Raw genomic sequence first — 24,411 nt, 5'->3', positions numbered from 1 at the left:
CTTTTATCGCTTGGAGGCCGACCGGGCAGAGCGTCATCGAGCAACATAAATCCAATGACACGTGCGGGCCAGATTATGCCCGCACGCCTATGGCTTCAAGGTACGCAGGAGATAAAGTTCATACAAGTGTTTAATCCCCGACCAGCGCCCGGTGCGACGCTTCGCCGCTGAGCGGTCGCTGCAGCGCGCTCCAGACCAGACGCAGTAACTGGTAAACCGCAAGGATCGACATCGCCACAAAGAACAGCAGACTCCATTCCGGGATGCTCAAATCGAACAGCGTCCAGGAAATTTCCGCGCAATCGACACCGCCCTTGAACATCCGCAGCGTTGCGCACAACCACGGCAGGTTGCTGAACAGCGCTTCGGAATCGGGCGCGCAACTGGTCATTTGCACCAGCGGATCACTCTGCAACAACACCTGCCGCCAGGCCGCCGTGGTTCCGCCCAGGCTCAGGCCAAGCGCGGCCGCCCAATAGAGCGACAGGCCGACACGCCGTGGGCCGTGAATCGCCGCCAGCCCGCAACAGACCATCAGCAACGCCATGAAGAAGCGTTGCGCCAGGCACAGACTGCAGGGCGTCAGCCCGACCGCGTATTCGAGGTAATAGGAAGCTCCCAGGGCCAGTGCGCCTGCAGTGAAAGCCGTAAAAAACAAGGAGCGTGAACAGGCCAACGACATGGCTTTTCCGTAGCAGTGGAGACAGGCAGTTACGGTAGAGGAAAGCTTGTCAGCCTTTCAAGGCAGGTGCCTGGCGACAGTTCACCAGAAGTGTAGGGAAAACCCGACAGGCGCGAGAGGAATAGGTGTAGTCCGCTGTAGGACTTTGCCCAACACGCCCGCCAGAGGTAATTATTCGCTCACTGAACGTTGACGAGGGAGTGGCCTCCCTCGTGATTTCAGGCGCGAACCGGCACCGGCAACGGCGCGGCCAGCAGGCGTTCATCCAGCAGTCCGAGACCTTCCTGGAACAACTGGTTGCTGCGCTCGGTATCACCCAGTTGCGCGAGCAGGCGCGCCAACTCGGCGCAGGCTTCCGGGTTACGCTGCACCCGCAGACTGCTTTCCAGATAATCCCGTGCCTTGCCCCACAAGCTGGTTTGCAGACAGAGACGACCGAGGGTCAGCAACAGGCTTGGATCAGCCGGATGCTCCTTGAGCCAGCCTTCGGCGGTCTGCAACTGACGCGCCGGATCGCTGCCGCGCACCAGGCCATAAAGACGTGCAAGATGGCTGTCGTACTTGCGCTTGAGGGCGCTGCGCAGGACTTCTTCCGCCTCGACCTGAGCCCCCAGCTGACGCAGTTGTTCGGCGTATGCCAGCACCAGCGCCGGCTCCTGACGCTGCGCGGAAGTCAATTGCTCCCAGGCACGCGTGAGTGACTGCAGACCGACTTTGCCGTCCTCGTCACGATGCGCCGCCAGGGACAGGTTGTTGCCCCAGGCACGCCGTTCGAGTTCCGCCAGCTCGGCCGGCGGCAACACCTTGTCCTTGCGCAGTTCCGGCAACAGGCGAATGACCGCCGCCCAGTCGCCACGCTGCTGATGCAGACGCTGCAACTGTCGCAAGGTCTGCACGTTATGCGGATGCCGCTCGTGCATCGCTTGCAGGGTCACCAGGGCGCCGTCAGTGTCACCACGATCGGTCTGCAACTGCGCGTGACTCAAGGCAATCGCCAGTTCGGCCTGAGGCTGGCGCTCCAGCGCACGCTCGAGCAACTGATCACACTCCTCGTACTTGCCTTGTTCGTTGGCCGCGCGTGCCGCGCCGAGGTAATACAACAGCGGCTGGCGCTCGGCCTCGGCGGCGCGAGCGAGGTGACGTTGCGCGCTGGCCCAGCGACCTTCGGCCAGATCCAGCTGACCGTGTTCGATGGCCACCTGCACCCGACGGCTTCGGTTGCGCCGTGACCACGGATTGACCACGCCACCGGACGTCATGACCAGCTCGACCAGAGCCTTGATGCCCCAAATCAACAGCCACAACACCGCAATCAGCGCCAGCGTCGCCCACAGGCTCGATTCATAGCGAAAGCTCTTGTAGGCAACCAGCACGTAACCGGAATGCTCGGCAATCGCCAGGCCCAGCGCCGCCGTCGCGGCGATCACCAGAAACACGATCACATACAGGCGTTTCATGGCGTGGTCTCCTGCGCGGTGTTGGCGGCAGGTTTGGCGAACGGTTTGACCGATTCTTCAGCGTTGACGTTACGGCGTTCCAGGTAAGCCTGCACCGCGCTCAACGTGCCGGTCAGGTCCGGGGTCTTGACCGTCACAGGTTGCTGGCTCAACTCGGCAACCTGTTCGAGCATGATTTTGCTCTGCGGATTATCCGGATTGAAATTGCCCTTGAGCACGTCCCGCGCTTCGGTCAGTGCCTGGCTGTAGACCGGCCCCTGGCCATTGAGCGCCGCCCATTGCGCCTGCTCCAGCGCCAGACTCAGCGCCAGGCGTACCTGACTCAGACTTTGCCCGGCCAGCAGTGGCTTCACATTCTTGTCGGCATTGAAATCGATGCGGATGTAGCGCGACACCTGATCCCACCACTGCGCCCAGCGACTGGCACCATCGCCGTCAGCGGTCAGGCCCAGCAGCGATTCGCCGCGATCCTTGTACTCCGGCGCCAGCTCGGTCAGTTGGATGACCTGATCACGCAAGGCTCCGATGCGCAGGAACAGCCCGGTGCGATCCGGCTGCTCGGTGCTGCGCAGGGCGACGAGGGTCTTGGCCACTTGCTCGCGGGCGGCGAACGAGCCGGGATCGTTCTGTTCACGGAGGATTTCGTCGGCACCCTGCACCAGCGCCTGGGCGCTGCTGATGTCCTGCAGGGCCGAGAGGCGCAGGCTGGCCAGACGCAGCAGATGCTCGGCCTCGGCCAGACGCCAGTCCTTGCGGCTGGCGCCGAGGACGGTTTCCAGACGCTGGTTGAGGCGCTGCTGATCACCCTGCAGTTGCGTCACCAGACGCTGGCGCTCGGCGAGTTCATCGGCACCGGGCAGTTGCGCGAGGCGCTCGGTCAGGCGCTGTTCGTTGAGCTTGAGGCTCTGCGCCTGATCGTTCAACGCCTGCACCTGATCGGACTGCTGTGCGGTGTTGGTCTGCAGGTGACGCACCTGCCAGACACCCCAGCCACCGATCGCCACGCCGGCAGCGCCGAGCAACAGGGCGACAATGGCCAGTCCGTTGCCTCGGCGCGGCTCTTTGGCCGGCGGTGGAGTTTCAACCTGGGCATCGATCACAGGCTGGACATCATCTTTAGGCAAGGCTGTTTCGCTCACGTATCCATCCTTTGCATTAGAGAACGGGCACGGGATGCTCCCGTAACGCCGTCAGCAAAGCCGCGGCACTCGCGCCGCGGCAATCCACAACTGTTCGGGCCCCGGCGGCACGTGCCAGCTCGGCAACCCTTGGGCTTGGCACAAACAACGGCAACTGCGCAATTGACGGCCAGGCATCGCCGGCCATCTGGCGCAAGTGCTCGAAACCCTGTCCACTGCTGACCACCAGCCCGTTCAAGCGTTCCGCTGCAATCCGCCGCGGCAGCTCTTGCGGCGGGTAGGCCGGCAGGTCACGCCGATACAACTCCAGATACTCGACACTAGCACCAAGCGCGCGCAGGCGCTCGGCGAGCAGCTCGCGGCCACCCTCGCCACGCAGGATCAGCACCTGCGCGCCGGGCTCGGTGACCGCCTCGCGCAGACGCGACAATTGCAGCAGGGCTTCACTGTCATCGCCGTCGGCGGGAAAGTGTACGTCGAGACCGTGATCGCGAAGAATCTGCGCGGTCGCCGCGCCGACGCTGAACCACGGCATCGACAACGACCGAGGTCCATAAGCGTCCAGCAGATCAAGAGCAATCCGCGCCGCCGGCTTGCTGACCACGATGACCACGCTGCAACCCGAAAGCCGCGCCAGCGCCTGACGTATCTTGGCAGAGACCGGCAGCGGCGCTATGTCCAGAAGCGGCAGGCAACTGCTGAAAATCCCCTGTCCGGCCAACTCCGCGGCCAGCGCCGCACAGTCATCCGCAGGGCGCGTCAGCAGCAGGCGCCAGCCAGTCACTCGTGACCTGCCTCGCCATACACCGCTTTGAGAATGTCGTCGGCACCCTGGCTGAGCAAGTCTTCGGCAACCTTCACCCCCAGCGTCTCGGCATCGGCACGCGGCGCACGCGCCTCGGCGCTGAGCAGCTTGCCACCACTCGGTTCGCCCACCAGCCCACGCAACCACAACTGCTCACCTTCAAGCACGGCATAGCAGGCAATCGGCACCTGGCAGCCGCCATTCAGATGTTTGTTGAGGGCACGTTCAGCGGTCACGCGCGAAGCGGTGTCGGCGTGATGCAACGGTGCGAGCAAGGCGTGGATTTGCGTGTCGGCGCTGCGGCACTCGATGCCAACGGCGCCCTGGCCACCGGCCGGCAGGCTGTCGTCGACGCTGATGGCCGAGGTGATGCGGTCTTCGAAACCGAGACGGATCAGACCGGCCGCCGCGAGGATGATCGCGTCGTATTCGCCGGCATCGAGTTTGGCCAGACGGGTGTTGACGTTACCGCGCAGGAAGCGGATTTCCAGATCAGGACGACGGGTCAGCAACTGCGCCTGACGCCGCAGGCTGGAGGTGCCGACGATGGCGCCGGCAGGCAGCGCATCCAGGCTGGCGTAGGTATTGGAAACGAAAGCATCACGCGGGTCTTCGCGTTCGCAGATGCAGAACAGGCCAAGGCCTTCGGGGAAGTCCATCGGCACGTCTTTCATCGAGTGCACAGCGATGTCGGCGTCGTTTTCCAGCAGCGCGGTTTCCAGTTCCTTGACGAACAGGCCCTTGCCGCCGATTTTCGACAGCGGCGAGTCGAGCAGCTTGTCACCGCGACTGACCATGGGCACCAGCGTCACCAGCAAACCCGGATGGGCCGCTTGCAGACGGGCTTTGACGTATTCGGCCTGCCAGAGGGCCAGCGCACTTTTACGGGTGGCGATGCGGATTTCGCGAGAGGACATGGATCAATCCGTACTGAATAGATACGGCGGATAATAACAGCTCAGCCAAATCCACTTTGACTTGAATCAGAAACGGCGTGGCCTCCCTGGCCTGCGATGCCCGGTAGAAGAAAGTGAAACCAAGCGCGAAGGCCGGGTCAGAGGCCCTGCATCATCTTGCGCACACCGGCCACATGTCGACGACTGACGATCAGCGCATCACCATTGAGGCCTTTGAGGAACAGCTGGAAATGCCCCAGCGGCGTGCGTTGCAGACGCTCGATGCGGTCACGGGCGACCAGCGCGTTACGGTGGATACGCACGAAACGCTCGCCGAACTCGTCTTCAAGGGCCTTGAGGGGTTCGTCCAGCAGAACCTCGCCGCTTTCATGGCGCAGGGTCACGTATTTGTGATCGGCAATGAAATAGACCACCTGATCCAGCGGGATCAGCTCGATCCCTTTGCGGGTCCGGGCGCTGATATGGCTGCGCGGGCCGTTACCGCTCTCGGCGGCGGGACGGGTCAGGGCCGAGAGTTGCGCCCGGTTGGGACGTTCAGCCCGTTTCAGGGCGTCATGCAGATGTTCGGTTCGCACGGGTTTCACCACATAGCCCACGGCGCTGGCCTGCAGGGCTTCCACGGCAAATTCATCGGGGCCGGTGCAAAACACCACGGCCGGCGGCGTTTCGCGCTCGCACAGACGGGCAGCGACCTGCAGGCCATCGAGGCCCGGCATGCGGATATCGAGCAGCACGATATCCGGCTTGTGGCTGTCGATCAGCGCCAGCGCCTCTTCGCCATTCGTGGCGCTGGGCTCCAGGACTGTATAACCCTCGAGCTCGCTTACCATTCGGCTTAGGCGCTCGCGAGCCAGTGGTTCGTCATCAACGATCAGGACATTCATATTGCGCTGGATTCCTGCGTGAGTCTCGCACAAGGATAGCGTAGACAGGTGAAGTGACGTCCGTCACCGCGATCCACGCTAAGACTAGCCCGAGCGCCAAAAAGTGCCGTACGTCGGCCAGCAATATTTGCCAGTGTCCGGGTCGTACTGCTCAAAGCCCGCTGTTTCCTGCGTTTTTCACGGGGTATGCCAAAGGACAAAACCACCCACCCCCTCTTCTTATAGTCGGCACTTGCGCGATCCGCAGTCGCGCCGACCCTTATGTCCAACTGTAGACGCTTGCCGGGCCGATATTGCTCAATCGAAAAATATCCTTGCGCAAATCCCCCGCAGACAGCGCCGACTATGAATGAGCAGATGAGAAAAAAACGTATCGACCGGTGTCAGCGACAGGATTGGCAACCCTGTTATTATCCGCGCCAGCGTTTCACGCCTTCTTTCTTCAAGCCGATACGAGCGAATTCATGAGCACTGACAAGACCAATCAGTCCTGGGGCGGCCGCTTCAGTGAACCCGTCGACGCCTTCGTCGCCCGCTTCACCGCCTCCGTCACCTTCGACCAGCGCCTGTATCGCCACGACATCATGGGCTCGATCGCCCACGCCACTATGCTGGCCAAGGTCGGCGTGCTGACCGATGCCGAGCGCGACAGCATCATCGACGGCCTGAAGACCATTCAGGGCGAAATCGAGGCCGGCCAGTTCGACTGGCGCGTCGACCTCGAAGACGTGCACATGAACATCGAAGCGCGCCTGACCGATCGCATCGGCATCACCGGCAAGAAACTGCACACCGGGCGCAGCCGTAATGACCAGGTCGCCACCGACATCCGGCTGTGGCTGCGTGACGAAATCGACCTGATCCTGGCCGAGATCACCCGCCTGCAAAAAGGCCTGCTGGAGCAGGCCGAGCGCGAAGCCGCGAGCATCATGCCCGGCTTCACTCACCTGCAAACTGCCCAGCCAGTGACCTTCGGCCACCACATGCTGGCCTGGTTCGAAATGCTCAGCCGCGACTACGAGCGTCTGGTCGACTGCCGCAAGCGCACCAACCGCATGCCACTGGGCAGCGCCGCGCTGGCCGGCACCACCTACCCGATCGACCGCGAATACACCGCGCAATTGTTGGGCTTCGACGCCGTCGGCGGCAACTCGCTGGACAACGTTTCCGATCGCGACTTCGCTATCGAATTCTGCTCGGCCGCGAGCATCGCGATGATGCACCTGTCGCGTTTCTCCGAAGAGCTGGTGCTGTGGACCAGCGCGCAGTTCCAGTTCATCGATCTGCCGGATCGTTTCTGCACCGGCAGCTCGATCATGCCGCAAAAGAAAAACCCGGACGTGCCGGAACTGGTACGCGGCAAAACCGGCCGTGTGTTCGGTGCGCTGATGGGCCTGCTGACCCTGATGAAAGGCCAGCCACTGGCCTACAACAAGGACAACCAGGAAGACAAAGAGCCGCTGTTCGACGCCGCCGACACCCTACGCGATTCGCTGCGCGCCTTTGCCGACATGATCCCGGCGATCAAGCCGAAGCACGCGATCATGCGCGAAGCGGCCCTGCGCGGTTTCTCCACCGCGACCGACCTGGCGGACTACCTGGTGCGCCGTGGCCTGCCGTTCCGTGACTGCCACGAAATCGTCGGTCACGCGGTGAAGTACGGCGTCGACACCGGCAAGGATCTGGCCGAGATGAGCCTGGAAGAACTGCGTCAGTTCAGCGACCAGATCGAGCAGGACGTGTTCGCCGTGCTGACCCTGGAAGGCTCGGTGAATGCCCGTGACCATATCGGCGGGACTGCGCCGGCGCAGGTCAAGGCCGCCGTGGCTCGCGGTCAGGCCCTCATCGCCAGCCGCTAAAGGTCAAAAGCTTCGCGAGCAGGCTCGCTCCCACAGTCTGGATTTGTTAATACAGTCCAAATGTGGGAGCGGGCTTGCTCGCGAATGCTGACTTCAGAACACTGCAAGACCTACTTCTTGGCTGCGATCATCGCCAAAAACGCCGGCATCGCCAATTCTTTGTCCGCCGCAATCTTCTGCACATGCGGATTCTGTTCAAGCCGCTCCAGCAGCGCCTTGGCCTTCGGCATCTCTGCCAGCAAATCGATCCCGAACAGTTTCTGTCCGACCGCACACGCCAGCGGCACGCTGTACAGGAAGTACACATCCGCGATGCTCAAACTGTCGCCCGCCACGTACGGGGCGAATTTGCCGTGTCGACCCAACGCCGCGAAACCCAGCAGCAACTCGGCTTTGGTTTTCTCCTTGATCGCTTCCGGTACCGCCGCGCCAAAGAAAGCTTCGCCATAACAGGCACGGCCCGGCAGCTCGATGTACAACTCGATTTCCTTGGCAATCGCCAGCACCTGCGCCCGCTCGAATGGATCGCTCGGCAGTAGCGGCGTGCCCTTCTGGGTCTGTTCGAGGTATTCAAGGATGATCGCGGTTTCGTTGATGAAACCCGCCTCGACGCCCAGCACCGGCACTTTGCCGCGTGGACTGATCGCCAATGATTCAGGTGTCGGCGTCGGGTAGAAGGTGACTTCTTCGAACGCCAGGCCCTTTTCCAGCAGCGCCAGCTTGACCATGTTGTAGTAGTTGCTGACAGCGAATCCGTAGAGCTTGAACATCACATAGCCTCCAGGCCGTGCGGGGTGGGCAGTCACTGTTTATAGATCGCCCGCCACGATCCTGCCAGCAGCATCACGCCGCTGAATGCGGGTAAACTGGCGCCTTTCCTTGAGGAGCCTGCCATGAGCGAGCCGACAGACATCGACAACGACGAAGAAGAGTTCACCGAGGCGACGTTGATCGAAGCCATCGAGAACCAGATCGAAAGCGACAACCCGCCAGCGGCCAAGGCGACCTACAACAAGCTGACTCTGGTGGGCGTCGAGCGCGAAGAGATCCTTAATCTGATGGCCCATGTGCTGGCCTACGAGATTGACGCGATGCTCGACGAAGACCGCGCGTTCAATACCGAGTGGTACGAAGCGGCGCTGCGTAAGTTGCCCGAGCTGCCACCGGAAAAGCAGTAAACCCCGATCCTGTAGGAGTGAGCCTGCTCGCGATTGCGTTCTTTCAGCAAAAAATCAGCTGACTGACACGGCGCAATCGCGAGCAGGCTCACTCCTACAATGTTTGTTACGTATCTGCCGCACCATCTCCAGGCCCCTGACTACACTGCACTCCACCTCGAAAGGAAAAACCCGGCCACCGGCACTGGACATGCCGCAAAAGCGGGTTCACCTTAGGGGCGCTGTCGTCCAATTCCTAGAAAGTCTGGAGTCCTTATGTCGCTTACCCCTGAGCTGGTTGCCGAACTGGAAGTCCTCGCACTCTTCAACCTGGACAGTTCCCAGGAAGGTTTGAAAATTCATCAGACCGCTGCCCCGAAACATATCGCCGCCGCCAAACGCCTCTTCGAGAAAGAACTCACCGACCAGCCTGATGGCGGGTATCTGACCAGCCTGGGTCGCGATGCCGCGCAAAATGTGCAAACCGTGCTGACCATTCTGAGAGAGCAGGAAACAGCCTGATCCCCCCCGTCTTTGCCCACGGGAACTCCTGCCACGGGATTTCCGCGGGCCCACCCGGCACCCCGCGCTAAAAATCTGACGTCAAAAAACAAATTCAGCTTAAAAGTCCCGCTGCGCAAAGGCTAAACTGCCTCCCATTCCGAGACCCTCTTCGTCCGAGCCTGCGAGCCGGTTTGAGCTGACATGACGCGCACCCATGAAATCCGCCCCGACCTGGACGAAGGCATCGACCGCAAGGTGCTCAGCCAGCTGCGCGCGCGTTTTCTCAAACTCAATGAAGGCCGGCTCGGCCGGGCACTTGAAGGTCTGTCGAGCCGCCAGCAAGGCGTACTGACCCTGCTGCCACTGTTCTTCCACGTCAATCACCCGCTGTTGCCGGGCTATGTTTCCGGCAGCACCCCCGCCGGGCTGTCCAACTATGAGCCGGACGCCAGCGCCCTCGCCGAAGCGCAGCGCCTGACCCGCTCGTTCTCCTACAAGCCGCGCCATGGCAGCAACCCGCCTCGGCCGATTCACGGACTGTTTCTGATGGGCAGCCTCGGCACCCTGGCTCAGGCCGATCAGAGCGACATGGACGTGTGGGTTTGCCACGCACCGGACCTGAGCGAAAACGAACTCGCCGAACTGCGCAAAAAATGCCAGCTCCTCGAAGCCTGGGCCGCGACCCAAGGCGCCGAGGCGCACTTCTTCCTGATCGATCCGGTGCGCTTCGTCAAAGGCGAACGCGACACCCAGCTTAGCTCCGAAAACTGCGGCAGCACTCAGCACTATCTGTTGCTGGACGAGTTTTATCGCACCGCGATCTGGCTGGCCGGGCGCACACCGATCTGGTGGCTGGTGCCGGTCTACGAAGAAACCGCCTACGACCAGTACACCCACACCCTGCTGTCCAAGCGCTTCATTCGCGCCGACGAGACACTTGATCTCGGGCATCTGGCGACGATTCCGCCGGGCGAGTTCATCGGCGCCGGCCTGTGGCAATTGTTCAAGGGCATCGAGTCGCCCTACAAGTCGGTGCTCAAGCTGTTGCTGACCGAGGTCTACGCCAGCGAGCACCCGAACGTGCAGTGCCTGAGCCTGCGCTACAAGCAGGCCGTGTTCGCCAATCAGCTGGATCTGGATGAGCTGGATCCGTACATGGTGGTGTACCGACGCATCGAGGAATACCTCAGCGCCCGCAACGAGCCGGAGCGGCTGGAGCTGGTGCGGCGCGCGCTTTATCTCAAGGTCAACCGCAAGCTTACCGGCAACAGCCGCACCCAGAGCTGGCAGCGCTCGCTGCTGGAGCGCCTGGCCCACGAGTGGCATTGGGATCAGCGGCAACTGGCCTTGCTCGACAGCCGCAGCCAGTGGAAAGTCCGCCAGGTCAGTGCCGAACGCCGCGCCCTGGTCAATGAACTGAACTACAGTTATCGCTTCCTGACCCAGTTCGCCCGCAGCGAACAGACCGTCAGCCTGATCAACAAGCGCGACCTCAATGTGCTCGGCCGCCGCTTGTACGCCGCGTTCGAACGCAAGGCCGACAAGGTCGAGTTCATCAATCCCGGCATCGCCCCGGATCTGGCCGAAGACACCTTGACCCTGGTGCAGTCGCCGAACAAAAAAGAGCCCGGGCAAACCCAGTGGGGCCTGTACAACGGCAGCCTGACCGCGCTGGAGTGGGAACACTTCGCGCCGATCAAGCGCAGCCGTGAGCTGCTCGAACTGCTGACCTGGTGCCACCGCAACGGCGTGATCGACAGCAGCACCCGCCTGGCCCTGCACCCCGGCACCAGCGACTTGAGCGAGTTCGAACTGTTCAACCTGCTCGGCAGCCTGCAGCAGTGCATTGCCCTGCCCTTGCCGACCGTCGCCGAAGAACCGCTGCTGCGCGCCGCGGTGCCGAGCGAAGTGCTGATCCTGGTCAACGTCGGTGTCGATCCGCTCAAGCATCACCGCGACCTGAACATCCTGATGACCACCGAACGCACCGACTCGCTGAGTTACGCCGGGGTGCGCGAAAACCTTGTGCTGACCCTCGATCAGGTCACGCTCAACAGCTGGAACGAAGTGCTGGTCAACCGTTTCGACGGCCCCCACGCGCTGCTCGATTGCCTGCGTGACTACCTCAACAACCTGCCGCGCGGCCCACAGCAGCCGTCATTGAAAGTGCGCTGCTTCTGCCACAACCGCGCGCAGTTCATTGCCCGGCGCGTCGAAGAAGTCATCGACACCGCGCAGACCCTGCTGCTCAGCGAGCTCAATCACCGCTACCTGATTCAGGTGCAACAGCACTATCACGTGCTGGAGCTGGTGCCGGGCCAGGTCAACCATGTCGCGCTCGCTACCTTGCCGGCGCTGTTGGATTACCTCGGCGAAGAACAGCCGCGCTACAGCCCGCTGCACCTGGACCCGATGGCACTGGAGGATCACGATCTCGCGCTGATCCTGCCGATGGGCCAGCCGGAATCGATTCAGGTGTTCTACCGGATCACTGAACAACAGGCCGAGCTGTACGTGCTGGATGAGTTCAACGCGCTGTGGCAACAGCATCTGCCGTATCACGACGAACAGAGCCTGCTGGTGCCGCTGCAGCGTTTTCTGCAATCGATCCAGTACCGCCGTGAAGCGCTGCTGCCAATGGATGCCAGCCCGGCGGTTCTCGATATTTTGTATTACCAGCTGTTGCCCTCGGGCCCGGGCAGGGCTCGACGGGTCGAGGCTCGGCCAACGCCGCAGACACCGGTCAATAAACCGTTCTACGACGTACAGGCGATTGTCGGCAAAGCCGCACCCGGAGAGGTGCAGGTCACGCTGTATTGCAATCAACGGGAATTCAGCGAGCTGGAACATGGCGACCAATTGTTCCGCGTGGTCGCCCGGGAGATCGTCGAGCAACGCCGCGAGACCGAGCGCTATCGCTGCTACATCACCGACCTGGACCTCTCGGGCCTGCTCGGTGATGGTCAGAGTTCAAGCAATTTGTATTTGCGCTACAAGGCCGACCTGGAGCGCGCCCTGAACGAGGCGCTCGAACAAGTCTGAGGCGGGTTTATTCGCGGAAATCGCCGCCGTTGGCCGGCTGCGACTCAACTTCCAGCAAGGTCAGTTTCAGCGTCTTGCCGCCGGGCGCCGGCCAATCGATGTGCTGACCGACTTTCAGGCCGAGCAGCGCGCTGCCGACCGGCGCCAGGATCGAGATCTTGCCTTCGTCGGCGTTGGCGTCATTGGGATAGACCAGCGTCAGGTGATAGTCCTTGCCACTGCCTTCTTCGCGGCAGTGCACGCGGGAATTCATCGTCACGACATCAGCGGGCACTTCATCGTGGCCGACCAGTGTATCGGCGCGGTCCAGTTCGGTTTGCAGCGCGATCACGCCCGGCAGCGTGTCATCCAGGCTGTCGATCAGGCGCTCCAGACGTTGTACGTCCAGACGGGTAAGGGTGATGGAAGGTGCGGTCATGATCCGGGCAGACTCCTTTCTTCTGCACACAAAAAAAGCAAAACCCCGCCAAAAAAGACGGGGTTTTCACCAGGCCTCGATGGGTTGAGGCGTGTTCGGACACTATCACAGCTCAAAAAATATACAAGCCACCCTCCAGACCGGAGGAGACCCTTGTGGCGAGGGAGCTTGCTCCCGCTGGGGCGCGTAGCGGCCCTGAAATGCCTACGACTGCTGCGCAGCCGAGCGGGAGCAAGCTCCCTCGCCACAGATCGGATCAGGCTTGTGATTTTCGTGCGGCAGCTTGCTGGCAGATGATCCGACGGCGCTGATCGTCTGCCGAGCGCCATTCGCGAATATCCTCGACATGGCGGAAGCAGCCGAGACAAACCTTTTGTTCATCCAGCCGGCACACGCCGCTGCACGGCGAAGGCACGGCCGGGCTGATGTTGCTGTAAAGCGGCTTTGGCGGACGAACAGGTGCGGTGTCAGTCACGAAATCACAGACCTTCGAAATCGAATTCGACACCAGCTTGCTGCTTGACGATGCGCTCGAGCATCTCGCCCAGTTGCTCTTCGCTCTTGTCGCACATCCAGCGCTCGCTCTCTTCGTCGTAGTCGAAATGGAAACCGCCGGAGACCGCCGCCAACCACAGCTGACGCAACGGCTCCTGACGACTGAAGATCAGCTGCGTGCCGTTTTCAAACTTCACAGTCAGTACACCGGCCGAGCTTTCCAGGTCGATATCCAGGTCGCTTTCGTCAAAGATGTCCTCCAGTTTTTCCTGGGTTTCATCGACCAGATCGTGGAAACGCGCTTCGGACAAACTCATTGTGGCAACCTCAAAAAATGTCTGATCAGGCTCAAGCGCCGCAAGATACGGACGCTGCCGGCCGATTGCAAAGGATAACGACCAAGGGCCTGCCCCACTCCCGACACCAAAGCCTGTAGGAGTGAGCCTGCTCGCGAATGGCCGGCACATTCAACATTATTGCTGGCGGACACACCGCAATCGCGAGCAGGCTCACTCCTACAGGGCATTGCGCAAGCCCGGACAGCTTTGGGCAAGCCCCGCCGGACGGGAACCCCCTCGCATAGGCAAGCTGCCGGGTGGCCGGTATACTCCGGCGCAATTAACGCATTTTCAAGGATTTCGCCATGAAGCGCCTGATCTCTTCCCTTGCTGCGCTCGTCGCGGTTGCCTGCCTCGTTTCCGCCTGTGGTCAAAAAGGCCCGCTGTACCTGCCGGATGACGATCAGGACCCGGCCGAGCAAGCCAAGTCGTCGCAACAACAACCTGCCTCCAAGGCGCACAAGCACGACGTTTACCAATAAGGGATCGCCATGGACGCTTTTAACTACCGTGGCGGGGAGCTGTTCGCGGAAGGTGTGGCCCTGTCCGCCATCGCCGACCGCTTCGGCACGCCCACTTATGTCTACTCGCGTGCGCACATCGAAGCCCAATATCTGGCCTACGCCGATGCGCTGGCCGGCATGCCGCACCTGGTCTGCTACGCCGTCAAGGCCAACTCCAACCTTGGCGTGCTGAATGTCCTGGCCCGTCTCGGGGCCGGTTTCGACATCGTTTCCCGTGGCGAGCTGGAACGCGTACTGGCCGCTGGCGGCAGTGCCGACAAGATCGTGTTCTCCGGCGTCGGCAAGACCCGTGACGACATGCGTCGCGCGCTGGAAGTCGGCGTGCACTGCTTCAACGTCGAATCCACCGACGAGCTGGAGCGCCTGCAAGTCGTGGCAGCCGAGCTGGGTGTTCGCGCCCCGGTCTCGCTGCGCGTGAACCCGGACGTCGACGCCGGCACCCACCCGTACATTTCCACCGGTCTCAAAGAGAACAAGTTCGGCATCGCCATTGCCGACGCCGAAGACGTGTACGTGCGTGCCGCGCACCTGCCGAACCTGGAAGTGATCGGTGTCGACTGCCACATCGGCTCGCAACTGACCACCCTGCCGCCGTTCCTCGATGCCCTTGATCGCCTGCTGGATCTGGTCGACCGCCTCGGCGACTGCGGCATCCACCTGCGCCACATAGACCTCGGTGGTGGCCTGGGCGTGCGTTATCGCGATGAGGAGCCGCCACTGGCCGGCGACTACATCAAGGCCGTACGCGAGCGTCTGAATGGCCGTGACCTGGCGCTGGTGTTCGAACCAGGCCGCTTCATCGTCGCCAACGCCGGCGTGCTGCTGACTCAGGTCGAGTACCTCAAGCACACCGAACACAAGGATTTCGCCATCGTCGACGCGGCGATGAACGACCTGATCCGCCCGGCGCTGTATCAGGCCTGGATGGACATCACCGCGGTCAAGCCGCGCGACGCCGCCGCGCGCCAGTACGACGTGGTCGGCCCGATCTGCGAAACCGGCGATTTCCTCGCCAAGGATCGTGAGCTGGCGCTGGAAGAAGGCGACCTGCTGGCCGTGCATTCGGCCGGTGCCTACGGCTTCGTGATGAGTTCCAACTACAACACCCGTGGCCGTGCCGCTGAAGTGTTGGTAGACGGTGATCAGGTTTTTGAAGTGCGCCGCCGCGAAACCGTGGCCGAGCTGTTTGCCGGCGAAAGCCTGCTGCCGGAGTAACCCATGCTGCTGCGTTTTACCAAAATGCACGGCCTGGGCAATGACTTCATGGTTCTCGACCTGGTCAGCCAGCACGCGCATATTCAGCCCAAGCACGCCAAGCAATGGGGCGACCGGCACACCGGTATCGGTTTCGACCAGTTGCTGATCGTCGAAGCGCCGAGCAACCCGGACGTGGATTTCCGTTACCGGATCTTCAACTCCGATGGCTCGGAAGTGGAACAGTGCGGCAACGGTGCACGCTGCTTCGCGCGCTTCGTTCTGGACAAGCGCCTGACGGCCAAACGGCAGATTCGTGTCGAGACCAAGGGCGGCATCATCGAGCTGGACGTGCGTAACGACGGCCAGATCGGGGTGAACATGGGCGCGCCGCGCCTGGTGCCGGCGGACATTCCGTTCGATGCGCCGGCGCAGGCTACAAGCTATCAACTGGAGGTCGACGGCACCACGGTCGAGCTGGCCGCCGTGTCGATGGGCAATCCCCATGCGGTGCTGCGCGTACAGGACATCAACAACGCACCGGTGCATGAACTGGGGCCGAAAATCGAACACCACCCGCGCTTCCCGGCGCGGGTCAATGTCGGTTTCATCCAGGTCATCGACCGCAACCGTGCGCAGTTGCGCGTCTGGGAACGCGGCGCCGGGGAAACTCAGGCCTGTGGCACCGGCGCCTGCGCCGCCGCTGTAGCTGCAATCAGTCAGGGGTGGATGGATTCGCCGCTGATGATCGACCTGCCCGGCGGGCGTCTGTCCATTGAATGGGCAGGCCCTGGCCAACCGGTGCTGATGACCGGCCCGGCAGTGCGTGTATACGAAGGACAAGTGCGTCTTTGAGTGAGCAGAAGCCATGACCGATAAGCCTCAGGTACCCGCCCGACAGTCCGACGAATCAGCGTCCGAGAGCCTGGAGGCGGCAGCGGTTGCCGCATACCTCGAGGCTCATCCGGACTTCTTCGTCGAGCACGAAGAACTGCTGCCCGCCCTGCGCATTCCGCATCAGCGCGGTGACACCGTATCGCTGGTCGAACGGCAGATGAGCATCCTGCGCGACCGCAACATCGAGATGCGGCATCGCCTCTCGCAGTTGATGGACGTGGCCCGCGACAACGACCGCCTGTTCGACAAGACCCGCCGTCTGATCCTGTCGCTGATGGACGCCGCCAGCCTGGAAGACGTGGTGATCAGCGTCGAAGACAGCCTGCGTCAGGATTTTCAGGTGCCCTTTGTCAGCCTGATCCTGCTCGGCGACAACCCGGCGCCGGTTGGCCGCTGGGTGACCCATGCCGACGCGCAGACCGCGATCGGCGGCCTGCTCACCGAAGGCAAGAGCGTCAGCGGCACCCTGCGGGAACATGAGCTGGACTTCCTGTTCGGCGAAGAACAGCGCAAGCAGATCGGCTCAACTGCAGTGGTTGCGGTCAGCCATCAAGGCATCCACGGCATTCTGGCAATCGCCAGCCGTGACCCGCAGCATTACAAGAGTTCGGTCGGCACGCTGTTCCTCAGCTACATCGCCGAAGTCATGGGCCGCGTGCTGCCACGGGTCAACAGTTCCCTGCGCTCGGTACGCTGAGCATGGAACGACAACTGGACGCTTACTGCGAACACCTGCGCAGTGAGCGACAGGTGTCGCCGCACACCCTGTCGGCCTATCGCCGCGACCTCGATAAAGTCCTCGGCTGGTGCCTCAAGCAGAACATCGGCAGTTGGGCGGCGCTGGATATTCAGCGCCTGCGCAGCCTGATCGCCCGCCTGCATGCCCAGGGGCAGTCGTCGCGCAGTCTCGCCCGATTACTTTCAGCGGTGCGCGGGCTCTATCACTATCTGAATCGCGAAGGCCTGTGCGACCACGACCCGGCGACCGGTCTGGCGCCGCCGAAAGGCGAACGGCGCCTGCCAAAAACCCTCGACACCGACCGTGCGTTGCAACTGCTTGAAGGTGCGGTCGAGGACGATTTTCTCGCCCGTCGTGATCAGGCGATTCTCGAACTGTTCTATTCCTCGGGCCTGCGCCTGTCCGAGCTGACCGGGCTCAATCTCGATCAGCTGGATCTGGCCGACGGCATGGTTCAGGTGCTCGGCAAAGGCAGCAAGACCCGCTTATTGCCGGTCGGCAAAAAGGCTCGCGAAGCACTCGAGCAATGGCTGCCGCTGCGGGCCATGACCAACCCGGCCGACGACGCCGTGTTCGTCAGCCAGCAAGGCCGGCGTCTTGGTCCGCGGGCGATTCAGGTTCGGGTGAAACTGGCCGGCGCGCGCGAACTGGGGCAGAACCTGCACCCGCACATGCTGCGGCACTCTTTCGCCAGCCACTTGCTGGAATCCTCGCAGGATCTGCGCGCGGTGCAGGAACTGCTCGGCCACTCGGACATCAAGACCACGCAGATCTACACCCACCTGGACTTCCAGCACCTGGCGGCGGTCTACGACAGCGCCCATCCACGGGCCAAACGCAGCAAAGGCGACGATTCATGAACATCCAGTTGATCACCTTCGACCTCGACGACACCCTGTGGGACACCGCCCCGGTGATCGTCAGCGCCGAAGCGGTATTGCGCCAGTGGTTGAGCGAACACGCACCCAATCTGGGCGCGGTGCCGGTGGAGCATCTGTGGGCGATTCGCGAGCGGGTGCTGGCCAGCGAACCGGGCCTCAAACATCGCATCAGCGCGCTACGCCGGCGCGTGCTGTTCCACGCGCTGGAAGAAGCCGGGTACGCCCACGGCGAAGCTTCCGATCTGGCCGACAAGAGTTTTGAAGTGTTCCTGCACGCGCGGCACCAGATCACGGTATTTCCCGAGGTCGAACCGACTCTGGAAATCCTCGCCAACCACTACGCCCTCGGCGTGGTCACCAACGGCAATGCCGACGTGCGTCGATTGGGCCTGGCGGATTACTTCAAGTTTGCGTTGTGCGCGGAAGACATCGGCATCGCCAAGCCGGATGTGCGGCTGTTTCACGAGGCGTTGCAGCGTGGTGGTGTGAGCGCTGATCTGGCGGTACACATTGGTGATCATCCCGGCGATGACATTGCCGGGGCACAGCAGGCAGGCATGCGCGCAATCTGGTTCAACCCGACGGGCAAGGTCTGGGAAGCCGAGCGCCTGCCGGATGCCGAGATCCGCAGCCTGACTGATTTGCCGGCGGTACTGGCGCGCTGGAATGCCACCTCCGCCTGATACACAACCGCTTTTTTTGTGGCGAGGGAGCTTGCTCCCGCTCGGCTGCGCAGCAGTCGTAAAACCAGCCAACACAATATTCCTGAAAAACTGCGCCTGCAGATTTTGGGGCCGCTTCGCGACCCAGCGGGAGCAAGCTCCCTCGCCACAAAGTCGCAGTGAACGAGCGCTTTTATTTCAGGCATGAAAAAGCCCGCAGCGACGGCGGGCTTTTTCAGCAAGCAAGCGGCACGCCTCAGATAGGGCGGCTGCCGTACTTGTTGTCCGGCTTCTTGGGCGGATCGGCGACCACATTGGCCTCCACTTCCTGCACCTTGCCGCCGCGCGCAAGGAATTCTTCCATGGCCTTGGCCAGGGCGTCGCGCTCCTTGTTCTTGGCTTCGATGCTCGGCAATTCGTCGATCGACACCGCAGCCTTGGCTTTGCCTTTGGCAGCCGGGGCCGGCGTATCGTCACCGCCATCGTCGTCAGCAACGTCTTCCGCTGCTGCTTCCAGGCCTTCCTCGGCCTCGTCTTCGTCGCCTACTTCGAGGTCGTCGTTTTCCAGATCATCGTCGCTCATGTTCTACCTCATGACTTGCGAAAAGCAGATTAGTTATAGACCAGCTTTGGCGACTGTCGAAAGTCGCCGTAAAAAAATCGGTAACCGCTGGTGACCAACGGTTTACGCCCCTTCACCGTGCAGGGTGGCGAGGACTTTACGGGCACCGCCATGATCACGGTGCTCGCCCAGATAAACGCCTTGCCAGGTTCCCAGAGCCAGTCGCCCTGCCGAAACCGGCAGACTGATCTGGCAGCCAAGTACGCTGGCCTTGAAGTGCGCCGGGAGGTCGTCCAGGCCTTCGTCGTTATGCTCATAGCCGTCTGTTCCTTGTGGGATCAGACGATTGAAAAATCGTTCGAAGTCGCGACGGACCGCCGGATCGGCGTTCTCGTTGATGGTCAACGACGCCGAGGTATGCTGCAGCCACAAATGCAACAGACCGACCCGGCACGCCTTGAGTTCAGGCAGGCCGGCGAGTAACTCGTCCGTTACCAGATGAAAGCCCCGGGGCCGTGCCCGCAGGGTTATCAGAGTCTGTTGCCACATACAGTTCTCCGCACGTTCGGGGCGCATTCTAGCGCGCTCTGGGAAAAAACAAAGGCCCTAATATTCCTGCAATGATGTAAGCCATTGGCCGCAGAAAAACGCTTGTCGTAAACACGACCAAAGCCGTACGAAAAATCCTTTCAGCCACTACCTGAATGACAAATTCCAGACAAAAAAATGCCCGGCAAGCCGGGCAAGTTTTTTCGATGCGCGTACTTACAGGTTGTAGCCGCGTTCGTTGTGTTGTGCCAGGTCCAGACCCACTGCCTCTTCTTCCTCGGTGGCACGCAGGCCCATGACCACGTCCAGTACCTTGAGGATGATGAAGGTGACGATCGCGGTGTAGATCACCGTGAAGCCGACACCTTTGCACTGAATCCACACTTGCGAAGCGATGTCGGTCACGGTGCCGAAGCCACCCAGCGCCGGCGCGGCGAACACGCCGGTGAGGATCGCGCCGAGGATACCGCCGATACCGTGCACGCCGAAGGCATCCAGGGAGTCGTCGTAACCGAGTTTGCGTTTCAGCGTGGTCGCGCAGAAGAAGCACACCACACCGGCCGCCAGACCGATGATCAGCGAGCCCATCGGGCCCACGGTACCGGCTGCCGGCGTGATTGCCACCAGACCTGCAACCACACCCGAGGCAATGCCCAGTGCGCTAGGTTTGCCGTGGGTGATCCACTCGGCGAACATCCAGCCCAGTGCAGCAGCAGCGGTAGCGATCTGAGTGACCAGCATCGCCATGCCGGCAGTGCCGTTGGCGGCCGCGGCGGAACCGGCGTTGAAGCCGAACCAGCCGACCCACAGCATCGCCGCGCCCATCAGGGTGTAACCAAGGTTGTGCGGTGCCATCGGGGTGGTCGGGAAGCCTTTGCGCTTGCCCAGCACCAGGCACGCCACCAGACCGGCGATACCGGCGTTGATGTGAACCACGGTGCCGCCGGCGAAATCGAGCACGCCCCAGTCGCCCAGCAGCGAACCCGGACCGCTCCAGACCATGTGCGCGATCGGCGCATACACCAGAGTGAACCAGACGCCCATGAACACCAGCATCGCGGAGAACTTCATGCGCTCGGCGAAGGCACCGACGATCAGCGCCGGGGTGATGATGGCGAAGGTCATTTGATAAGTGACGAACACCGCTTCAGGGAACAGTGCTGCCGGGCCGGTAATGCTGGCAGGCGTGATGCCCGCGAGGAAGGCCTTGGCAAAGCTGCCGACGAAGGAGTTCAGGTTGACGACGTTGGCTTCCATCCCGGTGGTGTCGAACGCCATGCTGTAGCCATAAAGGAACCACAGGATGGTGACCAGGCCGGTAATGGCGAAGCACTGCATCATCACCGAAAGAATGTTTTTCGACCGCACCATGCCGCCGTAGAACAGCGCGAGGCCGGGAATGGTCATGAACAGCACGAGGGCTGTGGAGGTCAGCATCCAGGCGGTGTCGCCGGAATTGAGGACTGGCGGCGCCACCGGATCTGCCGCCATAGCCAGGCCGGGCATTACGATGGACAACAGGGCGCCTAGCCCTGCGAATTTACGCAGAGTCATATTGTTTTCTCCTGGGGCGTTGGGTTTGTGGCGGCGTTTAGATCGCGTCGGTATCGGTTTCGCCGGTACGGATGCGGATCGCCTGTTCCAGATTGACCACGAAGATCTTGCCGTCACCGATCTTGCCGGTGTTGGCAGCCTTGGTGATCGCCTCGATCACCCGATCCAGATCCTTGTCGTCGATGGCAACGTCGATTTTCACCTTGGGCAGAAAATCGACCACATACTCCGCGCCGCGATACAGCTCGGTGTGACCCTTCTGCCGGCCGAAGCCTTTGACTTCAGTGACGGTAATGCCCTGCACGCCGATTTCGGACAGCGACTCGCGCACGTCGTCCAACTTGAACGGCTTGATGATGGCAGTGACTAGCTTCATGAAACTCTCTCCCGAATTGGTGGACTTGCCCCAGGAAAACAAACCCGACTCAAGTCTAAGCGCAGTGCCTGGCTTTGTAACGCATCGTCGGCCTTACCTGCCCGACTGACGCCAGCTAACCGCTGCTGACGAAACTCCCCGTCCCGCCTGCCGCACTGCATTCGTCACAGCGACTGCATCAGTGCATGGGTCACTACCGACTAAGCAGAAAGCTTGCCATCTCGCCAAATTCCCCTGATTTCAATCCCTTGGCCGCTGCCGCAGGCGCTCGCGCGCAAAACCCACGATGGATACGCACAACAACGGTGCGCTGCCGTCCGTCCGCTTGCGCGAAAAGCGTGCATCCATGCCTGCGCAAATGACTATAGACACTGCGTGATACACTGCCCGCCATTGTTTCCAGGACATCCACCATGCTCGCGCCCAAAGACTTCCTCGACGCCCTGAGCGGCACCGCCTCCCGCCTGTTCAGCGGCGACACCCCGCTGCCGAAAGCCGAAATCGAAAGCCAGTTCAAGATGCTGCTGCAAAGTGCGTTCAGCAAACTGGATCTGGTCAGCCGGGAAGAGTTTGACAGTCAGATGGTCGTACTGGCCCGCACTCGCGCTCGCCTCGAGAGCCTCGAAGCGAAAGTTGCCGAGATGGAAGCGAAGCTGACGCCGCCTGCGGAATAACAATCCCGAGTAGAAATGCCTTCAAGTTTGCGAAGAGAAGTTAAACCGCTCCTGCCAAAGCAGGAGCGGTTTCCGTCAGATCAATCCTTACAACGAATTATTCCAACGGTCTCGCAGAAACTCGTACAGGCGAAAAGCCCATAACGCGATTCTGACGAGGCGCCACATATGTTTAAGAAACTTAGACATATTTTGGCCCTCCTTGCGTGGGGCCAACCTCCGATGCACTTTCCGGCGTACGAACACCTTCGGGACTACACGTGAGTGTGGCCGCCAAGGCGGCCGGGTGTGAGTCCCCCAAAAAAAGCACCGGCACGGGTCTCACACCGCGTCGAGGAACATGAAGTCTTTGCGCTCCCGGCCACACTTCGCGAAACTCCATGAGTGGGCATCGTCATTGCGGATTTTATGAGCGCCCTTAGAAAGCGATTTAAACAACTTGTATCAAGTCGTTAGGCAAGTGCTGACAACATTACCGTTGCGCCCGTTCAAGCCCTTTTGATACTTGCGCCAATGAGCAAACATGCATAACCTGATTTCACGTGAGTGTGTCCGCAAAAGGATACGCAGGCCTTGGCCTCACCGAAGCCTGCAAACTGAAAACCGTCTCCTCAAGGCGGTTTTTTTTCGCCTCGAGATTGGTTGACCACTTTCCCGCAACATCCAGTGAAAGTTCGCCCCCGCCTGATCGCCCTTCCCCAACTACCCTTCAAAAACCCGCAGGAAGCGGTCCCCGATTCAGCTCAAGGAACGACCATGTCCCTCTCCATCGTCCACAGTCGCGCCCAGGTTGGCGTGGATGCTCCCGCCGTCACCGTCGAAGTCCATCTGGCCAACGGTCTGCCCTCGCTGACCATGGTCGGCCTGCCCGAGGCGGCGGTGAAGGAGAGCAAGGACCGGGTACGCAGCGCGATCATCAATTCCGGGCTGCAGTTTCCGGCGCGGCGGATCACCCTGAATCTGGCGCCGGCGGATTTGCCCAAGGATGGCGGGCGCTTTGATCTGGCGATTGCCTTGGGGATTCTGTCGGCGAGTGTGCAGGTGCCGTGTCTGACACTCGATGATGTGGAATGCCTCGGTGAGCTGGCGCTGTCCGGTGCGGTGCGGCCGGTACGCGGGGTGTTGCCGGCGGCACTGGCGGCGCGCAAGGCCGGGCGGGCGCTGGTGGTGCCGCGAGCGAATGCCGAGGAGGCCTGCCTGGCTTCGGGCCTGAAGGTGTTTGCGGTGGACCATCTGCTGGAGGCGGTGGCGCATTTCAACGGGCATACACCGGTCGAGCCTTATGTGTCGGACGGGCTGATTCATGCAGCGAAACCCTATCCCGACCTCAATGAAGTGCAAGGTCAGATGGCCGCGAAACGGGCGCTGCTGATTGCCGCAGCGGGCGCGCACAATTTGCTGTTCAGCGGGCCACCGGGGACGGGCAAAACCTTGCTGGCTAGTCGCTTGCCGGGGCTGCTGCCGCCACTCTCCGAATGCGAAGCCCTGGAAGTGGCGGCGATTCAATCGGTCGCCAGCGGCGTGCCGCTGACCCATTGGCCGCAGCGACCGTTTCGCCAGCCGCACCACTCGGCATCCGGTCCGGCGCTGGTCGGAGGCAGCTGTCGGATTTCGAAATAAATGCGAAATTGTCGAAATAAATGCGATTGAAAACCTGTTGATTGAGCCCAGTAAGCTCCCGCAATCTGCGACTGCGTCCAAGCTGTTATGTGTCCGTGTAGCGTCCCTGCCAAGTGCTGCCATAAACGCCGTTGGATCGACTGGGTGCCGGAGTCCAATTGATCAATTAAATTGCAGCTTGCGAGTGTCGTTGCGCCGAATGCTTTACCGTACCAGCGAACAGGGGCGTAGCCGGGATTGGCTATGAATCTGAGTCCACCGCGGCCCAACATCGTTGGCATGCTCGCCGTAAGTGGTAGCTACGCAGGCGGGCAAATCTGTGCGTTAACCCCTCTGAGATTGCAGGTCGGCCTCAGGTCGACCTGCAATATCCGTAGGAGGGTTAGCCGGCGCTCATGACGTGGAACTGGGGAGTTGAACTGAGTGACCGCTGCCATCCAACTCACACGGAGCGTGAATAGGTATGAGTTCAGCGAATATAT

The 24,411-nt window shown here is 61.5% G+C and carries 25 protein-coding genes and 1 pseudogene; 12 read left to right on the top strand and 14 right to left on the bottom strand.

Annotation, left to right across the window (positions count from 1 at the left end; all coding sequences use genetic code 11):
- Nucleotides 1-130 precede the first annotated feature (130 nt).
- The 6 genes from LCH64_RS17215 to LCH64_RS17190 form a co-directional block, all read right to left on the bottom strand.
- Nucleotides 131-682: a disulfide bond formation protein B gene (locus LCH64_RS17215; protein WP_003229380.1), complete on the bottom strand. Its 552-nt coding sequence runs from the start codon at nt 680-682 to the stop codon at nt 131-133.
- A gap of 218 nt (nt 683-900) precedes the next feature.
- Nucleotides 901-2,139 carry a heme biosynthesis protein HemY gene (locus LCH64_RS17210; protein WP_226500825.1) on the bottom strand — a complete coding sequence of 413 codons (1,239 nt, stop codon included), beginning with the start codon at nt 2,137-2,139 and terminating at the stop codon, nt 901-903.
- Nucleotides 2,136-3,278, bottom strand: coding sequence for a uroporphyrinogen-III C-methyltransferase (locus LCH64_RS17205; protein ID WP_103483671.1), 1,143 nt, complete (start codon nt 3,276-3,278; stop codon nt 2,136-2,138). The genes LCH64_RS17210 and LCH64_RS17205 overlap by 4 nt, the downstream gene beginning before the upstream one ends.
- Before the next feature lie 16 nt (nt 3,279-3,294).
- Nucleotides 3,295-4,062, bottom strand: coding sequence for a uroporphyrinogen-III synthase (locus LCH64_RS17200; protein WP_226500824.1), 768 nt, complete (start codon nt 4,060-4,062; stop codon nt 3,295-3,297).
- Complete coding sequence (gene hemC, locus LCH64_RS17195; protein WP_226500823.1) at nt 4,059-5,000, bottom strand: hydroxymethylbilane synthase; 942 nt, start codon at nt 4,998-5,000, stop codon at nt 4,059-4,061. The genes LCH64_RS17200 and hemC overlap by 4 nt, the downstream gene beginning before the upstream one ends.
- Before the next feature lie 137 nt (nt 5,001-5,137).
- The gene (locus LCH64_RS17190) at nt 5,138-5,884 is read right to left on the bottom strand and encodes a LytTR family DNA-binding domain-containing protein (RefSeq protein WP_003229385.1); all 747 of its coding nucleotides are present in this window, start codon (nt 5,882-5,884) and stop codon (nt 5,138-5,140) included.
- Nucleotides 5,885-6,348: 464 nt separating this feature from the next.
- Here LCH64_RS17190 and argH point away from each other — a divergent pair, with 464 nt between their 5' ends.
- On the top strand, nt 6,349-7,743 hold the full coding sequence (gene argH, locus LCH64_RS17185) for an argininosuccinate lyase (protein WP_103368168.1): 1,395 nt from the start codon (nt 6,349-6,351) through the stop codon (nt 7,741-7,743).
- A 110-nt stretch (nt 7,744-7,853) separates the two neighbouring features.
- Here argH and LCH64_RS17180 read toward each other — a convergent pair whose 3' ends face one another.
- Entirely contained in the window at nt 7,854-8,513 is a 660-nt protein-coding gene (locus LCH64_RS17180) for a glutathione S-transferase (protein ID WP_103483675.1), read from the bottom strand.
- 123 nt (nt 8,514-8,636) lie between these two features.
- Between LCH64_RS17180 and LCH64_RS17175 the strand changes: the two genes are divergently transcribed.
- The 3 genes from LCH64_RS17175 (at nt 8,637) to LCH64_RS17165 (ending at nt 12,446) form a co-directional block, all read left to right on the top strand.
- The gene (locus tag LCH64_RS17175) at nt 8,637-8,921 is read left to right on the top strand and encodes a hypothetical protein (RefSeq protein ID WP_226500822.1); all 285 of its coding nucleotides are present in this window, start codon (nt 8,637-8,639) and stop codon (nt 8,919-8,921) included.
- 255 nt (nt 8,922-9,176) lie between these two features.
- Nucleotides 9,177-9,422: a TIGR02647 family protein gene (locus tag LCH64_RS17170; protein ID WP_003229392.1), complete on the top strand. Its 246-nt coding sequence runs from the start codon at nt 9,177-9,179 to the stop codon at nt 9,420-9,422.
- A 183-nt stretch (nt 9,423-9,605) separates the two neighbouring features.
- The gene (locus tag LCH64_RS17165) at nt 9,606-12,446 is read left to right on the top strand and encodes a class I adenylate cyclase (protein ID WP_226500821.1); all 2,841 of its coding nucleotides are present in this window, start codon (nt 9,606-9,608) and stop codon (nt 12,444-12,446) included.
- 7 nt (nt 12,447-12,453) lie between these two features.
- Here LCH64_RS17165 and rnk read toward each other — a convergent pair whose 3' ends face one another.
- The 3 genes from rnk to cyaY all read right to left on the bottom strand — a co-directional run bounded on the left by rnk (nt 12,454) and on the right by cyaY (nt 13,676).
- Nucleotides 12,454-12,864, bottom strand: a complete 411-nt coding sequence (gene rnk, locus LCH64_RS17160) for a nucleoside diphosphate kinase regulator (RefSeq protein WP_226500820.1) — start codon at nt 12,862-12,864, stop codon at nt 12,454-12,456.
- A gap of 256 nt (nt 12,865-13,120) precedes the next feature.
- On the bottom strand, nt 13,121-13,339 hold the full coding sequence (locus tag LCH64_RS17155; RefSeq protein ID WP_083367570.1) for a DUF1289 domain-containing protein: 219 nt from the start codon (nt 13,337-13,339) through the stop codon (nt 13,121-13,123).
- 4 nt (nt 13,340-13,343) lie between these two features.
- Nucleotides 13,344-13,676 carry an iron donor protein CyaY gene (gene cyaY, locus LCH64_RS17150; RefSeq protein WP_003229398.1) on the bottom strand — a complete coding sequence of 111 codons (333 nt, stop codon included), beginning with the start codon at nt 13,674-13,676 and terminating at the stop codon, nt 13,344-13,346.
- Nucleotides 13,677-14,002: 326 nt separating this feature from the next.
- On the opposite strand from cyaY, the gene LCH64_RS17145 reads away from it, so the two are divergent.
- The 6 genes from LCH64_RS17145 to LCH64_RS17120 are packed head-to-tail and all read left to right on the top strand — an operon-like array spanning nt 14,003 to nt 18,615.
- The gene (locus LCH64_RS17145; protein WP_003229400.1) at nt 14,003-14,179 is read left to right on the top strand and encodes a lipoprotein; all 177 of its coding nucleotides are present in this window, start codon (nt 14,003-14,005) and stop codon (nt 14,177-14,179) included.
- A gap of 9 nt (nt 14,180-14,188) precedes the next feature.
- Nucleotides 14,189-15,436, top strand: a complete 1,248-nt coding sequence (lysA, locus tag LCH64_RS17140) for a diaminopimelate decarboxylase (protein WP_226500819.1) — start codon at nt 14,189-14,191, stop codon at nt 15,434-15,436.
- A 3-nt stretch (nt 15,437-15,439) separates the two neighbouring features.
- Nucleotides 15,440-16,270, top strand: a complete 831-nt coding sequence (gene dapF, locus LCH64_RS17135; RefSeq protein ID WP_103483680.1) for a diaminopimelate epimerase — start codon at nt 15,440-15,442, stop codon at nt 16,268-16,270.
- 13 nt (nt 16,271-16,283) lie between these two features.
- Nucleotides 16,284-17,009, top strand: coding sequence for a DUF484 family protein (locus LCH64_RS17130; protein ID WP_003229406.1), 726 nt, complete (start codon nt 16,284-16,286; stop codon nt 17,007-17,009).
- A 2-nt stretch (nt 17,010-17,011) separates the two neighbouring features.
- Nucleotides 17,012-17,911 carry a tyrosine recombinase XerC gene (gene xerC, locus LCH64_RS17125; RefSeq protein WP_226500818.1) on the top strand — a complete coding sequence of 300 codons (900 nt, stop codon included), beginning with the start codon at nt 17,012-17,014 and terminating at the stop codon, nt 17,909-17,911.
- Nucleotides 17,908-18,615 (top strand): HAD-IA family hydrolase, encoded by a 708-nt coding sequence (locus tag LCH64_RS17120; RefSeq protein WP_226500817.1) that lies wholly within the window; start codon nt 17,908-17,910, stop codon nt 18,613-18,615. The genes xerC and LCH64_RS17120 overlap by 4 nt, the downstream gene beginning before the upstream one ends.
- Nucleotides 18,616-18,850: 235 nt before the next feature.
- Here LCH64_RS17120 and sutA read toward each other — a convergent pair whose 3' ends face one another.
- The 4 genes from sutA to glnK form a co-directional block, all read right to left on the bottom strand.
- Complete coding sequence (gene sutA / locus LCH64_RS17115; protein WP_003229413.1) at nt 18,851-19,177, bottom strand: transcriptional regulator SutA; 327 nt, start codon at nt 19,175-19,177, stop codon at nt 18,851-18,853.
- A gap of 102 nt (nt 19,178-19,279) precedes the next feature.
- Nucleotides 19,280-19,705: a secondary thiamine-phosphate synthase enzyme YjbQ gene (locus LCH64_RS17110; RefSeq protein WP_003229414.1), complete on the bottom strand. Its 426-nt coding sequence runs from the start codon at nt 19,703-19,705 to the stop codon at nt 19,280-19,282.
- Between the two features lie 216 nt (nt 19,706-19,921).
- On the bottom strand, nt 19,922-21,259 hold the full coding sequence (locus LCH64_RS17105) for an ammonium transporter (RefSeq protein WP_103483682.1): 1,338 nt from the start codon (nt 21,257-21,259) through the stop codon (nt 19,922-19,924).
- Between the two features lie 37 nt (nt 21,260-21,296).
- The gene (glnK, locus tag LCH64_RS17100) at nt 21,297-21,635 is read right to left on the bottom strand and encodes a P-II family nitrogen regulator (protein WP_002555808.1); all 339 of its coding nucleotides are present in this window, start codon (nt 21,633-21,635) and stop codon (nt 21,297-21,299) included.
- Between the two features lie 413 nt (nt 21,636-22,048).
- Between glnK and LCH64_RS17095 the strand changes: the two genes are divergently transcribed.
- Both LCH64_RS17095 and LCH64_RS17090 read left to right on the top strand, forming a co-directional pair.
- Nucleotides 22,049-22,309 (top strand): accessory factor UbiK family protein, encoded by a 261-nt coding sequence (locus LCH64_RS17095; protein WP_007920416.1) that lies wholly within the window; start codon nt 22,049-22,051, stop codon nt 22,307-22,309.
- Between the two features lie 756 nt (nt 22,310-23,065).
- Nucleotides 23,066-23,908, top strand: a pseudogene (locus LCH64_RS17090) (magnesium chelatase domain-containing protein); the annotation flags it as partial.
- Between the last annotated feature and the right edge of the window lie 503 nt (nt 23,909-24,411).

It is taken from the genome of Pseudomonas sp. MWU16-30322 (genome assembly GCF_020515535.1).
Taxonomy (GTDB): domain Bacteria; phylum Pseudomonadota; class Gammaproteobacteria; order Pseudomonadales; family Pseudomonadaceae; genus Aquipseudomonas; species Aquipseudomonas fluorescens_H.
The sequence above is the reverse complement of the archived record's forward strand: the minus strand, read 5'-3'. Positions and strand labels throughout refer to the sequence as shown.

Excerpts from the sequence above, each read along its gene's own strand:
- LCH64_RS17190 (WP_003229385.1), bottom strand. The coding sequence starts at position 5,884 with ATGAATGTCCTGATCGTTGATGACGAACCACTGGCTCGCGAGCGCCTA.
- LCH64_RS17105 (WP_103483682.1), bottom strand. The coding sequence starts at position 21,259 with ATGACTCTGCGTAAATTCGCAGGGCTAGGCGCCCTGTTGTCCATCGTA.
- lysA (WP_226500819.1), top strand. The coding sequence starts at position 14,189 with ATGGACGCTTTTAACTACCGTGGCGGGGAGCTGTTCGCGGAAGGTGTG.
- hemC (WP_226500823.1), bottom strand. The coding sequence starts at position 5,000 with ATGTCCTCTCGCGAAATCCGCATCGCCACCCGTAAAAGTGCGCTGGCC.
- LCH64_RS17210 (WP_226500825.1), bottom strand. The coding sequence starts at position 2,139 with ATGAAACGCCTGTATGTGATCGTGTTTCTGGTGATCGCCGCGACGGCG.
- argH (WP_103368168.1), top strand. The coding sequence starts at position 6,349 with ATGAGCACTGACAAGACCAATCAGTCCTGGGGCGGCCGCTTCAGTGAA.
- LCH64_RS17175 (WP_226500822.1), top strand. The coding sequence starts at position 8,637 with ATGAGCGAGCCGACAGACATCGACAACGACGAAGAAGAGTTCACCGAG.
- rnk (WP_226500820.1), bottom strand. The coding sequence starts at position 12,864 with ATGACCGCACCTTCCATCACCCTTACCCGTCTGGACGTACAACGTCTG.
- xerC (WP_226500818.1), top strand. The coding sequence starts at position 17,012 with ATGGAACGACAACTGGACGCTTACTGCGAACACCTGCGCAGTGAGCGA.
- LCH64_RS17165 (WP_226500821.1), top strand. The coding sequence starts at position 9,606 with ATGACGCGCACCCATGAAATCCGCCCCGACCTGGACGAAGGCATCGAC.
- glnK (WP_002555808.1), bottom strand. The coding sequence starts at position 21,635 with ATGAAGCTAGTCACTGCCATCATCAAGCCGTTCAAGTTGGACGACGTG.
- LCH64_RS17215 (WP_003229380.1), bottom strand. The coding sequence starts at position 682 with ATGTCGTTGGCCTGTTCACGCTCCTTGTTTTTTACGGCTTTCACTGCA.
- LCH64_RS17145 (WP_003229400.1), top strand. The coding sequence starts at position 14,003 with ATGAAGCGCCTGATCTCTTCCCTTGCTGCGCTCGTCGCGGTTGCCTGC.
- LCH64_RS17110 (WP_003229414.1), bottom strand. The coding sequence starts at position 19,705 with ATGTGGCAACAGACTCTGATAACCCTGCGGGCACGGCCCCGGGGCTTT.
- LCH64_RS17180 (WP_103483675.1), bottom strand. The coding sequence starts at position 8,513 with ATGTTCAAGCTCTACGGATTCGCTGTCAGCAACTACTACAACATGGTC.
- cyaY (WP_003229398.1), bottom strand. The coding sequence starts at position 13,676 with ATGAGTTTGTCCGAAGCGCGTTTCCACGATCTGGTCGATGAAACCCAG.
- LCH64_RS17130 (WP_003229406.1), top strand. The coding sequence starts at position 16,284 with ATGACCGATAAGCCTCAGGTACCCGCCCGACAGTCCGACGAATCAGCG.
- LCH64_RS17170 (WP_003229392.1), top strand. The coding sequence starts at position 9,177 with ATGTCGCTTACCCCTGAGCTGGTTGCCGAACTGGAAGTCCTCGCACTC.
- LCH64_RS17095 (WP_007920416.1), top strand. The coding sequence starts at position 22,049 with ATGCTCGCGCCCAAAGACTTCCTCGACGCCCTGAGCGGCACCGCCTCC.
- LCH64_RS17120 (WP_226500817.1), top strand. The coding sequence starts at position 17,908 with ATGAACATCCAGTTGATCACCTTCGACCTCGACGACACCCTGTGGGAC.
- sutA (WP_003229413.1), bottom strand. The coding sequence starts at position 19,177 with ATGAGCGACGATGATCTGGAAAACGACGACCTCGAAGTAGGCGACGAA.
- dapF (WP_103483680.1), top strand. The coding sequence starts at position 15,440 with ATGCTGCTGCGTTTTACCAAAATGCACGGCCTGGGCAATGACTTCATG.